10 protein-coding genes are annotated in these 12,348 nt (G+C 73.5%); 8 read left to right on the top strand and 2 right to left on the bottom strand.

Annotation, left to right across the window (positions count from 1 at the left end):
- Positions 1 to 16: 16 nt before the first annotated feature.
- Positions 17 to 1,513 carry an aminotransferase class III-fold pyridoxal phosphate-dependent enzyme gene (locus ACFO3Q_RS08195; RefSeq protein WP_377004165.1) on the bottom strand — a complete coding sequence of 499 codons (1,497 nt, stop codon included), beginning with the start codon at positions 1,511 to 1,513 and terminating at the stop codon, positions 17 to 19.
- 545 nt (positions 1,514 to 2,058) lie between these two features.
- Between ACFO3Q_RS08195 and ACFO3Q_RS08200 the strand changes: the two genes are divergently transcribed.
- From ACFO3Q_RS08200 to ACFO3Q_RS08230, 7 genes are all read left to right on the top strand, one after another.
- Positions 2,059 to 3,246 (top strand): sensor histidine kinase, encoded by a 1,188-nt coding sequence (locus ACFO3Q_RS08200; RefSeq protein ID WP_377004166.1) that lies wholly within the window; start codon positions 2,059 to 2,061, stop codon positions 3,244 to 3,246.
- Positions 3,247 to 3,373: 127 nt separating this feature from the next.
- Positions 3,374 to 3,976, top strand: coding sequence for a response regulator transcription factor (locus ACFO3Q_RS08205; RefSeq protein ID WP_377004167.1), 603 nt, complete (start codon positions 3,374 to 3,376; stop codon positions 3,974 to 3,976).
- 106 nt (positions 3,977 to 4,082) lie between these two features.
- A complete protein-coding gene (locus ACFO3Q_RS08210) occupies positions 4,083 to 5,354 on the top strand; it encodes an amidohydrolase family protein (RefSeq protein ID WP_377004168.1) in 1,272 nt (423 codons plus the stop codon).
- Positions 5,355 to 5,410: 56 nt separating this feature from the next.
- Entirely contained in the window at positions 5,411 to 6,481 is a 1,071-nt protein-coding gene (queA, locus tag ACFO3Q_RS08215) for a tRNA preQ1(34) S-adenosylmethionine ribosyltransferase-isomerase QueA (protein ID WP_377004169.1), read from the top strand.
- 381 nt (positions 6,482 to 6,862) lie between these two features.
- On the top strand, positions 6,863 to 7,897 hold the full coding sequence (locus tag ACFO3Q_RS08220; protein ID WP_377004170.1) for a Fe(3+) ABC transporter substrate-binding protein: 1,035 nt from the start codon (positions 6,863 to 6,865) through the stop codon (positions 7,895 to 7,897).
- Between the two features lie 76 nt (positions 7,898 to 7,973).
- Complete coding sequence (locus tag ACFO3Q_RS08225; protein WP_377004171.1) at positions 7,974 to 9,638, top strand: ABC transporter permease; 1,665 nt, start codon at positions 7,974 to 7,976, stop codon at positions 9,636 to 9,638.
- Positions 9,635 to 10,642: an ABC transporter ATP-binding protein gene (locus ACFO3Q_RS08230; protein WP_377004172.1), complete on the top strand. Its 1,008-nt coding sequence runs from the start codon at positions 9,635 to 9,637 to the stop codon at positions 10,640 to 10,642. The genes ACFO3Q_RS08225 and ACFO3Q_RS08230 overlap by 4 nt, the downstream gene beginning before the upstream one ends.
- On the opposite strand, the gene ACFO3Q_RS08235 is transcribed toward ACFO3Q_RS08230, so the two are convergent.
- Positions 10,612 to 11,097 (bottom strand): hypothetical protein, encoded by a 486-nt coding sequence (locus ACFO3Q_RS08235; protein WP_377004173.1) that lies wholly within the window; start codon positions 11,095 to 11,097, stop codon positions 10,612 to 10,614. The two genes, ACFO3Q_RS08230 and ACFO3Q_RS08235, sit on opposite strands and share 31 nt — an antisense overlap.
- A 130-nt stretch (positions 11,098 to 11,227) precedes the next feature.
- On the opposite strand from ACFO3Q_RS08235, the gene tgt reads away from it, so the two are divergent.
- Positions 11,228 to 12,346, top strand: a complete 1,119-nt coding sequence (gene tgt / locus ACFO3Q_RS08240; protein WP_377004174.1) for a tRNA guanosine(34) transglycosylase Tgt — start codon at positions 11,228 to 11,230, stop codon at positions 12,344 to 12,346.
- The last annotated feature ends 2 nt before the right edge of the window (positions 12,347 to 12,348 follow it).

A 12,348-nucleotide genomic window follows, 5' to 3' on the forward strand; every position in this document is an offset into this window, starting at 1 on the left:
CGGCGCCCCGCGTGCCTCAGGCCGCTTCGGCGGCGGCCTTGCGCGGACCGTGCAGCAGGGCCTCGCGCAGGCGCTCCACGACCAGTTCGACCTCGGCGTCGGTGATGCCGAAGTGCGGGGTGAAGCGCAGGGAGTTGGCGCCCCCGTGGATGACGCCGATGCCGTGCTCGCGCAGGTATTCCTCGGTGGAGCCGGCGCCGTAGCACTTGAACGCGTCCGACAGTTCGCAGGAGAACAGCAGGCCGGTGCCCTGGACCTTGGTGATGAGCCCGCCGAGTTCGTCCTTCAGCGCCTCCAGCCGCTGCACGAAGGCCCGGCCCTGGTCGCGGATGTTGGCGCGCACCGCGTCGGTGAGCGCGGCGAGGGTGGCGCAGGCCACGTCCATGGCGCGCGGATTGCTGGTCATGGTGTTGCCGTACACCCCGCGGCGGTAGAGCGCGGCGGCGGCCTCCGTCGTCGCGAGGACGCTCAGCGGGTACTGGCCGCCGTTGAGCGCCTTGGAGTAGGTCTCCATGTCCGGCGCGTCGAGCGCTTCGAACCCGGGATAGTCGACGATGGACAGCACCCCGTGCGCGCGCAGGCCGGCCTGGATCGAATCGACCAGCAGCAGCGCGCCGTGGGCGCGGGTGAGTTCGCGCGCGGCGGCATAGAACTCCGGCGTGAGCGCGCGCCCCGGGTCGCCTTCGCCCATCACCGGCTCCAGGAACACCGCCTCGATGAACTCGCCCGCGGCCTCTGCCTGCGCGAAGGCGGCACGGAGCTGCTCGACCGAGTAGGGCTCGACCGTGATCAGGCTGGTCTCGTCGCGATAGCTCGCCAGGTGCTGCTGGTAGGTCCGGCGCGAGGAGTCCGAGTACAGCGCGGGCCGCTCGGTGCGGCCGTGGAAGGCGCCCTTGACCGCGAGCCGGCGGATGCGCGCACCGGCATGCCGTGCGCCCGGCGCGGTCTGCAGGTTGGCGTTGATGTCGGCGATGCGGCCGGCGAGGGTGACCGCCTCGGAGCCGGAGTTGAGGCACATGAAGCGCGCGTAGGGATTGCCGCCGCGGGCATGCCCGATCTCGGCCTCCAGCGCGCGGGTCAGGCGCAGCTGCGACAGGCTCGGCGTCATCACGTTGGCCATGGCCTGCGGGCGCGCCATGGCTTCGAGCACCGCCTTCGGCGCATGGCCGAAGCCCAGCATCCCGTAGCCGCCCGAGTCGTGCAGCACCGCGCCCTTGAGGGTCACGATCCACGGCCCGCGCGCGGTCAGGGCCACGTAGGGATTGACCGCATCGTCCGCGTAGAAGTTGACGAAGCCGGCCTGCACCCGCGCGATCTGCTCCGCCTCGTCGAGGTCGAGCAGGTCGCCGAACTCGCGCTCGAGGTCCGGCACCATCGCCGCGGCCGCGGCGATGGCCTCGGCCAGCTCCGGGAACTGTGCGGCGAGGCGCTCGACCGTCGCGTCGTCCAGGCCGCGGGTGCGGACGGCCCCGCCGCGGGAGCGAAGGGGAGAGAGCGGTTCGATCGCGCGCATCGTGGTCCTCCTGTTCGCGTGCGACGGGCGCTGCATGGCGCCGCGTTCTGCACGTTTTCCAATAAGAAATAAAGACTTGCGTCGTGCGGAAGCCTGGGACTCTAGCACGCGCCCGGTGACGGAAGTACCCCGCATGACGGCTGTCAGGCCGTCGTCCTGATGCCGGGCACTGCCGGCGGCGCAGGCCGTGGAGGACGCTGTTCGCCCCGAACAAGGAGACGCTTCATGACGCACGAGGTCCTGGCCGCGGCGCCCCGGGAACGCGGTGCCGCACGTCGTCTCCGTGCGGGCGCAGGTCGTGCGGCGGCCCTGCGCACGGCGTGTGCCGCGGTGACGGGCGGATGGAGCCGGGGCGCACGCGCGGCCGCGGCGCGGGCCCCGGTCTTCGGCCCGCGCTTCCTCTGCACGGCGACGGCCGTCCGCGCCTGCGGTCGCGCGAGGGCCGGCATTGCCGCGGCGGCGCCGGCCGCGGAGGATGCCCGCATGGATGCAATCGCCACGGATCGCCGTCGCCCCGTCGCCGCCGGTACGACGGTGGGCCGCGCATGAGCCGTGTCCTCTTGCCGGAGTCGCCGGCCGCCGCGCAGGTCCTGCCGCGGCCGACGCCCTACGACCGCCACGAACGCGCCTTCCGCTTCTGGCGCTGGGTGAGCCTGGGCTATCTGTTCTTCGTGGCGCTTCCGATGTTCTTCTGGCGCGAAGTGCCGGCGAGCGCGGTGGTCGCCTCGCTGGTGGCGGTCCTGCTCTACCTGCCGCTGCACTTCCTGGCCTTCAGGCGCTTCGGCATCTGCGACGGATGGACGGTGCCTGCGCTGGCGTTGGCGGCGGGCGGGATCGGCTTGGCCCTCGTGCCGATCAACGGGGGCGGCAGCACCTTCGTGATCTATGCCCTGGTGTTCTGCGGCTACCGGCTGCGTCCGCGGCGGGGCAGCCTGCTGTGCGCGCTGCTGCTCGCGGCCTACGCCCTGCAGACCCTGCTCATCGGCGGCGAGTGGGTGAACTTCCTCATCACCCTGGTGGTCGGCAGCGCGACCGCCGCCAGCGGCTTCTGGACGCAGGCGCAGCTTCGCCACGACGCGGAGCTGCGCCTCAGCCACGACGAGGTGCGGCGCCTCGCGCGCATGGCGGAGCGCGAACGCATCGGCCGCGACCTGCACGACCTGCTCGGGCACACCCTGAGCCTGATCGCGCTGAAGAGCGAGCTGGCGGGCCGGCTGGTCGACCGCGTCGACGGCGATCCCGGCGCCCTCCGCAGGGCGCGGCACGAGATCGGCGAGGTCGAGCGGGTCGCGCGCGACGCCCTCGGCCAGGTGCGGCGCGCGGTCACCGGCATCCGCAATGCCGGGCTGGACGCGGAGATCGCGGCCACCCGCCTGGCGCTGCTCGGTGCCGACATCGAGCTGGTGGTCGAGCTCGCGCCGCTGGTGCTCGATGCGGACGTCGAGACGGCCCTCGCGATGGCGCTGCGCGAGGCGACCACCAACGTGCTGCGCCATGCGCGCGCCACGCGCATGCGGATCGCGCTGCAGCGGGTCGGCGGCGATGCGGTGCTGGAGATCGCGGACGATGGGCGCGGCGGCCGGCACGTGCCCGGCAACGGGCTGAACGGCATGCGCGAACGGCTGGATGCGGTCGGCGGGACGCTGCGCATCGAGGACGCGGCGCCGGGCACGCGCCTGCGCCTGCGCGTGCCCGTCGGCGTGCCGGCGGCGCTGGATGCGCCGGGCGGGTAGGGCGTGCTATGTACTTCGCGATTCCCTCCGGACGGGCCAGCCCGGCACCGCCGACGGCCCACGCATTCCATCCCGAAGTGCACAGCACGCCCCGGAAGCCCCGCATGTCGCCCCCGCACGTGTCCGCATGATCCGCATCCTCCTCGCCGAGGACCAGGCGCTGGTCGGCGGCGCCCTGGCGGCACTGCTGGGGCTCGAGCCCGACCTCGAGGTGGTCGCCGTGACGCGCGACGCCGAGTCCGCCTGGGCGCGGCTGCGGCAGGGCGGGGTGGACGTGCTGGTCACCGACATCGAGATGCCCGGCGACAGCGGCCTGGAGCTCGCGGCGCGGGTGCGCGGGGCGCTGCCGGACGTGCGGGTCGTGGTGCTGACCACCTTCGCGCGCGCCGGCTACCTGCGGCGCGCGCTCGATGCGGGCGTGAGCGGCTACCTGCTCAAGGACGCGCCGGCCGACAGGCTGGCGGAGGCGGTGCGCTGCGTGCACCGCGGCGGACGTGCGGTCGATCCTGAGCTGGCCATCGAGGCCTGGGGCGCGGCCGACCCGCTCACCGACCGCGAACGCCAGGTGCTGCGGATGGCGGGCGAGGGCAGCGCGGCCACCGAGATCGCCCAGCGCCTGCACCTGTCCCACGGCACCGTGCGCAACTACCTGTCCGAGGCCATCGGCAAGCTCGGCGTCGGCAACCGCATCGAGGCCTACCGGCTGGCGCGGCAGAAGGGCTGGCTGTAGCGGGGCGCCGTCGTCGGCGCGGTGGGACGCGCGGCCCGCGCAACCTTCTCGTCCCGCGGTGCATCGAAGGCGGGACCTCTCGCTGCCCGGACGCCGCATGCACCCGATGTCCCGTTTCGCCCTTTCCATCCTCGTTCCGCTGGCGCTGTGCGCCGCCGCCCTGCCGCCGGCCCGCAGCGCGGAGCGGATCGTCGAGTACGTCGACGCGCACTGGTTCGACGGCGAGCGCTTCGTCCACGGCAGCCGGCGCGTCGTGGACGGCAGGTTCGTCGGGAAGGACGGGGCGGAGGCGCCGTCCGAGCGCGTGGACCTCCGGGGCGGCTTCGTGGTGCCGCCCTTCGGCGAGGCGCACAACCACAACCTCCAGAACGCCTGGGGCCTGGAGCGCAACCGCGCCATGTACCTGCGCGAGGGCGTGTTCTACGCGGCGATGCTGTGCGGCGACGCCACGAGCAATGCCGGCGTGCGCGCTGGCCTGCGTCCCGCGGGCGACGTGCGCGTCGCCCTGACCGCCTGCATCTCCAGCGCCGATGGGCATCCGCTGGGCATGGCGCTGGCGTCCCTGCGCGAGGAGGATCCCGACGCGGACGCCACCGCGGTGCACGACCACGCCTACGTGGTGGTCGAGAGCGAGGCCGACGTCGCGGCCAAGTGGCCGCTGGTGCGGGCGGCGCGGCCCGACCTGGTCAAGTTGACCCTGGTCCATTCCGAGGACCCGGCGCGCCGCGAGGATCCGCGCTACCACGGCTTCAACGGCCTGCGCCCGGAACTCGTGGCGCCGCTGGTCGCGCGTGCGCACGCCGACGGTCTGCGCGTCGCGGCGCACACCGAGTCCGCGGCGGACTTCGCCGTGGCGGTCGCGGCCGGCGTCGACATCGTCGCGCACCTGCCGGGCTATGCCTTCGCGCGCGGGAAGGGCCCGGACGACTACCGCCTGTCGGACGAGGCCATCGCCGAGGCCGCCCGCCGCGGGGTGACGGTGGTGCCGACCGCGAGCGTCGCGTCCTTCATCGCCCGCGACCCGGACGCGATCTCCGACGTCCTCGCCCTGCAGCGCGAGAACCTGCGCCGGCTGAAGGAGGCGGGCGTCCCGCTCGCCATGGGCAGCGACCGCTTCACCGCGACCTCGCTGGTCGAGTACGAGCACCTCGCCGGGACCGGCCTGTTCGCGCCGGAGGAGCTGCTGCGGATGTTGTCGATGACCACGCCGCAACTGATCTTCCCGGACGATGGCGTGGGCTGCCTGGAGCCGGGCTGCCGCGCCGACTTCCTCGTCCTCGACCGCGACCCGCTGGCGGACGCCGCAGCGGTCCGCGGCGTGCGCGCCCGGGTGATGGGCGGACTGCACCTGGACCCGGACGACGCCGCGATGGAGTGAGGCGGCGCCGCGGCGGGGGCCTACAATCCGGCCCCCGTCCCCGTTCCACCCTCGCCTTGAAGAAGTCCGACTTCCACTTCGACCTTCCGCCCGAGCTGATCGCCCAGGCACCTCTGCCGGAGCGCTCCGCAAGCCGCCTGCTGGTGCTGCCGCCGGCGCCCGACCCCGTCTCCGACCGCGGCATCCGGGACCTGCCGGACCTGCTGCAGCCCGGCGACCTGCTGGTGTTCAACGACACCCGGGTGCTGCCGGCGCGCCTGTTCGGACGCAAGGCCAGCGGCGGGCGCGTCGAGATCCTGGTGGAGCGCGTGCTCGGTGCGAACGAGGCGCGCGCGCAGATCGGCGCGAGCAAGCCGTCGCGGCCAGGGACGCGCATCCTCCTCGACGCCGGCGGCGAGGCCGAGGTGCTGGGGCGCGAAGGCGAGTTCTACCGGCTGCGCGTCGAGCCGGCCGCCGAGCATGCCGACGAATCGCTGGAGAAGCTCCTGCTCCGCGCGGGTCGGCTCCCCCTGCCGCCCTACATCACCCGCGACGCCGAGCCGGCCGACGCCGAGCGCTACCAGACCGTGTTCGCGCGCGAGACCGGCGCGGTGGCCGCGCCGACCGCCGGCCTGCACTTCGACCAGCCGCTGCTCGACGCCCTGCGCGCGCGCGGCGTCGAGTTCGGCCACGTCACCCTGCACGTCGGCGCAGGCACCTTCCAGCCCATGCGCGTCGAATCCGTGCACGAGCACCGCATGCACAGCGAGTGGCTCAACGTCGGCGCCGAGCTGGTGGAGCAGGTCCGCCGCACCCGCGCCCGCGGCGGCCGCGTGATCGCGGTCGGCACCACCGTCGTGCGCGCGCTGGAGAGCGCGATGCGCGACGGCGAACTGCTGCCGTACGCCGGCGAGACCAGCATCTTCATCTTTCCCGGCTACCGCGTCCGGTCGGTCGACGCGATGGTCACCAACTTCCACCTGCCGGAATCGACCCTGCTCATGCTGGTCTCGGCCTTCGCGGGCCGCGACCGCGTCCTCGCCGCCTACCGTCATGCCGTGGAGCGGAAGTACCGCTTCTTCTCGTACGGCGACGCGATGCTGGTGTTCCCCTCGGTGGAGGGGGAGCAGGGCGCGGCGGAGGGGTAAGGGGGCGGGGGCGGGGGCGAGGGGCAGAGGGGCAGAGGGCAAAGGGCAAAGGGCAGAGGGCAGAGGGCAGAGGGCAGAGGGCAGAGGGCAGAGGGCAGAGGGCGAAGGGCAGAGGGCGAAGGGCGAAGGGCGAAGGGCGAGCCCCGAACCCCAGGCCCCAGGCCCCAGGCCCCAGGCCCCAGGCCCCAGGCCCCAGGCCCCGAGCCCCGAGCCCCGAGCCCCGAGCCCCGAGCCCCGAGCCCCGAGCCCCGAGCCCCGAGCCCCGAGCCCNAGGGCCCAGGGCCATTGGCACCCGAAGTCCAAATGAGTATGATTCCCATCTACGTGGCTGCCGCTCGTGAGAACCGCCCGCCGCGCCGTCCCGTCGACCCAGGAGATGCCATGCGCCCCCCCCGCGTCACCGCGCGCCTGTTCCGCCGCCTCGCCATCGCTGCCGCCTTCGTCGCCGGCACCGCCGCCGCCGACGTCAACCTCTACACCACGCGCGAGCCCGGGCTCGTGCAGCCGCTGCTCGACTCGTTCACCGCCGAGACCGGCATCAAGGTCAACACGGTGTTCGTGCGCGACGGCCTTCTCGAGCGCGTCCGCGCCGAGGGCGCGCGTTCGCCGGCCGACGTGCTGATGACGGTCGACATCGGCAACCTGCTCGACCTCGTGGACGGCGGCGTGACCCAGCCGGCGCCGTCGCCGGTGCTCGAGGCCGCGATTCCCGCCAACCTGCGCGGCGAGGGCGGGGCGTGGTACGCGCTGTCGCTGCGCGACCGCATCCTGTACGCCGAGCGCGACCTCGACCTCGACAGCTTCACCTACCAGGATCTCGCCGATCCGCAGTGGCGCGGCCGCGTCTGCATCCGCTCGGGGCAGCATCCGTACAACACCGGCCTGATCGCGGCGATGATCGCGCACGACGGCGTCGAGAAGACCGAGGCGTGGCTGCGCGGCGTCAAGGCCAACCTGGCGCGCAAGGCGGCGGGCGGCGACCGCGAGGTCGCCCGTGACATCCTCGGCGGCCTCTGCGACATCGGCATCGCCAACGCCTACTACGTGGGGCGCATGAAGAACAGCCCGGAGGGCTCGGAGCAGCGCCAGTGGGGCGACGCCATCAAGGTGGTCCGGCCGGTGTTCGCCGGCGGCGGCGACCGCGGCACCCACGTCAACATCAGCGGCGCGGCGATCGCGCGCCACGCGCCCAACCGCGACGACGCGGTGCGCCTGCTGGAGTACCTGGTCTCGGACGAGGCGCAGAGCCTCTACGCACGCGCCAACTACGAGTACCCGGTCAAGCCCGGCGTCGAGCTCGACCCGGTCGTCGCGAGCTTCGGCGAGCTGAAGGTCGACGCCCTGCCGCTCACGGAGATCGCCCGTTACCGGCGCCAGGCCAGCGAGCTGGTGGACCGCGTGGGCTTCGACAACTGATCCTGCGCGCGGACCGCGCCAGCCGTTCGCCAGCGGTGTCCACGATGATGCGCCTGCCGGCCGGCGTCCGCCGGCCATGATCCGGCCGCGCGCCGAGCAGGCATGGACGCTGGCCGCCGCGCTCGTCGCGGCGGCCGTGTGCCTGCCGCTGCTCGCGCTGGCGTGGGCGGCGGCGCAGGGCAGCGATGGCCTGTGGTCGCACGTCGTGCAGCACGTGTTGCCGCAGGCCACGCGCAACACCCTGCTGCTGCTGGGCGGCGTCGGCGTGCTGGTGATCGCCCTCGGCACCGGCAGCGCCTGGCTGGTCACGGCCTACGCCTTCCCCGGCCGCCGCGTGCTGGCATGGGCGCTGCTGCTGCCGCTGGCGGTGCCGACCTACATCGTCGCCTTCGCCTATCTCGACCTGCTGCACCCGCTGGGACCGATCCAGAGCGCCCTGCGCGACCTCCTGGGCATCGCCAGTCCCCGCGACTTCCGGCTCCCCGACGTGCGCTCCCTGCCCGGGGCGATCCTGCTGCTGGGCTTCGTGCTCTACCCCTACGTCTACCTCGCCACCCGGGCGATGTTCATGACCCAGGCCGCGGGCCTGCTGGAGGCGGGGCGTTCGCTCGGCGCGGGGCGCGCGGCGCTGTTCTTCCGCGTGGCGCTGCCGCTCGCGCGGCCGGCGATCGCGGTCGGCACCGCGCTGGCATTGCTGGAGACCCTCAACGACATCGGCGCCTCCGAGTTCCTCGGCGTGCGCACCCTCACCGTGACCGTGTACACCACCTGGGTCACCCGCGGCGATCTCGCCGGCGCCGCGCAGATCGCCCTGGCGATGCTGGTGGTGGCGGTCGCGCTGATCGCGCTCGAGCGTCACGGCCGGCGCCGCCAGCGCTACGCCGCGACCCAGCGGCCGCGGCCGATGCAGCCGCAGCGCCTGGGGCCGCTGGGCAGCGCCTGTGCGCTGGCGCTGGGCGCGATCCCGGTGGTGCTGGGCTTCGTGCTGCCGGCCGCCTACCTGGCCCACGAGAGCTGGAAGCGCGTGTCGCTCTACGGTGGCGTCAGCGACCAGCTCGTGGCGAGCGCCTGGAACACCGTGACCCTGGCGCTGGTCGCCACCGTGGCGACCCTGGCCCTGGGCCTGCTGGTGGCCTGGGCCCTGCGCCTGGCCCAGTTGCGGCGGCGTACGCGATCCTCGGCGCCGCTGCGGCTGGCGGCGCTCGGCTACGCCGTGCCGGGCACGGTGCTGGCGATCGGCCTGCTGGTGCCGCTGGGCTGGTTCGACGCCGCCGTCGGCGCGGTGCTGGAGCAGGCCTTCGGCATCGCGCCGCGCATGCTGCTGATGGGCTCCATGGCGGCCCTTGTGATCGCCTACACGATGCGCTTCCTGGCGATCTCGCTGGGCGGGGTCGAGGCCGGACTCGCGCGCATCTCCCCGTCTCTGGACCAGGCCGCGCGCAGCCTCGGCAGCGGCGCGGCCGGCGCGCTGTGGCGCGTGCACCTGCCCCTGCTCGCGCCGGCCCTGGCCGCGGCGGCCCTGCTGGTCTTCGTGGACGTGATGAAGGAGTTGCCGGCGACCCTGCTGCTGCGGCCCCTGAACGTCGAGACCCTGGCCACCTGGCTGTACGCCGAGGCCGCGCGCGGCACCTACGAGGAGGGCGCGGTCGCGGCCCTGCTGATCGTCGCGGTGGGCCTGCTTCCCGTCATCCTGCTGGCGCGCGTCGGCGCGCGCTTCGGCACCGCGAGACCGACCCCATGACCCTCTCCATGCTCGAGATCGACCGACTGCAGGTGGGCTACCCCGCCCCGGGCGGGCAGCGCCTCGTCGTGGATGCGCTGTCGCTGTCGCTCGCCCCCGGCGAGATCGGCGCACTGCTCGGCGCGTCCGGCTGCGGCAAGACCACGGTGCTGCGTGCGGTCGCCGGCTTCGAGCCGGCGCAGGCGGGGCGCATCGTGCTGGGCGGCCGCGTGCTGGCCGAGACCGGCACCGGCCTGCCGCCGGAGGCGCGGCAGGTGGGCATGATGTTCCAGGACTATGCGCTCTTCCCGCACCTCACCGTCGGCGGCAACGTCGCCTTCGGCCTGCGCGGGCGGCCGCGGGCCGAGCGCAGGCGCCGGGTCGCCGAGATGCTGGAGCTGGTCGGGCTCGCGGACGCGATGGACGCCTACCCGCACGAACTCTCCGGCGGCCAGCAGCAGCGTGCCGCGCTGGCCCGCGCGCTGGCGCCGGAGCCGCGCCTGCTGCTGCTGGACGAACCCTTCTCCAACCTCGATGCCGGCACCCGCGAACAGCTCGCGGGCGAGCTGCGCAACCTGCTCAAGCGCACCGGGACCACGGTGCTGATGGTCACCCACGACCAGGCCGAGGCCTTCGCCATGGCCGACCGCATCGGCGTGATGGACGGCGGCCGGATCCTGCAGTGGGCGGACGCGCGCACGCTCTACCAGAGCCCGGCGGACCGCACCGTGGCCGCCTTCGTGGGGCGGGGCAGCGTGCTGCGCGGAGCCAGCGTGGGCATGCCGGGCGAGGAGTGGGTCCTGCTCCGGCCGGACACGCTGGTGCCCGATCCCGCCGGTCCGCTGCAGGCGACGGTGGAGGGGGTCGTATTCCGGGGCCCCCACTGGGCGTGCACGGTGCGGCTGGAGAGCGGCGAGGTGCTGCTCGTCGATCTGCCGGACGCCGCGGTTCCGGCGTCCGGGAGCGTGCTGCGCCTGCGGTACGCCGCGGAGCCTCAGCGCGGCGGCACCGCCGCGACGACCTGACCCGCCCATCCGACCACTTCGATCTGGTCGGCGCCCGAGACCAGCACGTGGGTCTGGTAGTAGTACTTGCCCGTCGGGCGGCCTTCGCCGTCGAAGAACCAGATGGTGATGCGCCGGGCTTCGCCGGTGACGCGGAGCCGCTTGCCGAGGAGGGCCGTCTTCGGATCCGCGCCGAGACGTGCCTCCAGTTCCTGCGTGATGCCCGGCGGGAGCGCGAGGGTGAGGTTGCGCTGGTCGCGGTAGTCGTGCTCGGTGTTCAGGTAGGTGTTGCCGCCCTGGCTGCCCGCTGCCTGGATCCGCATGTCGAAGGTGCCCGGGACGCCGCCCGGCGCCGCTGCGGCGGCGAGCTGGATCGCATCGTACGGCGTGATGTCGCCGCTGGTGTCCCGTACCGGGGAGGTCGAGCTGCAGCCGGCGAGTGCGAACAGTGCGACGGCGAACAGGAAGGGTTTCATCGGGTGCGGTCCTTGCGTTGCGGGCGATGTCGGCCGCGGAGACTGGCGTGGGCTCCCCGACTGCCGCCACCGCGCCGGCCGCTGGCCGAAAACCTGCGACAATGGCGGGCTTTCCGCACGCCGTGCCGCCATGTCCCGACTCCAGTTCCAGCTCCATCGCACCGACGGCGCGGCGCGCCGGGGGCGCATGACCTTCCCCCGCGGGACGGTGGAGACGCCGGCCTTCATGCCGGTGGGCACCTACGGTTCGGTCAAGGGCATGTTCCCGCGCGACCTGCGCGGGATCGGCGCCGAGATGATCCTCGGCAACACCTTCCACCTCTATCTGCGGCCGGGGCTCGAGGTCATCGAGGCGCACGGCGGGCTGCACGGCTTCAACCGCTGGGACGGCCCGATCCTGACCGACTCCGGCGGATTCCAGGTGTTCTCGCTGGCGCACAAGCGCAAGATCACCGAGGCCGGCGTGCACTTCGCCTCGCCGACCGACGGCGCCCGGGTCTTCCTCGGTCCCGAGGAGAGCATGCACATCCAGAAGGTGCTCGATTCGGACGTGGTGATGATCTTCGACGAGTGCACGCCGTACCCGGCCACCGAGGAGGTCGCGCGGCGCTCGATGGAGCTGTCGCTGCGCTGGGCGGAACGTTCGAAGCGCGCGCACGAGGGCAACGACGCGGCCCTGTTCGGCATCGTACAGGGCGGGGTGTATCCGGCCCTGCGCACGCGCTCGGCGACGGGGCTGCTGGACCTGGGCTTCGACGGCTACGCGGTCGGCGGGCTCGCCGTCGGCGAGCCGGAGGCCGAGCGCAACGCGATGCTCGAACACACCTGCCCGCAACTGCCGGCGGACCGGCCGCGCTACCTGATGGGGGTGGGGCGGCCGGAGGACATCGTCGAGGCGGTGGCGCGCGGCATCGACATGTTCGACTGCGTGATGCCCACCCGCAACGCGCGCAACGGCCACTACTTCACCCGTTTCGGCACGGTCCGCATCCGCAACCAGCGCTACGAGCACGACACCCGCCCGATCGACCCGGAATGCGGCTGCCACGCCTGCGCGTCCGGCTTCAGCCGCGCCTATCTGCGCCACCTCGACAAGTGCGGCGAGATGCTCGGGCCGATGCTGGCCACGGTGCACAACCTGTACTACTACCAGGAACTGATGCGGGGCATCCGGGCGGCCATCGAGGCCGGCGAGTTCGAGGCGTTCCGGGCCCGCTTCCACGCCGAGCGGGCCGGCGCGCACGCCTGAGC

Origin of the sequence: Coralloluteibacterium thermophilum (assembly GCF_042654365.1) — a bacterium.
Taxonomy (GTDB): Bacteria; Pseudomonadota; Gammaproteobacteria; order Xanthomonadales; family Xanthomonadaceae; genus Coralloluteibacterium; species Coralloluteibacterium thermophilum.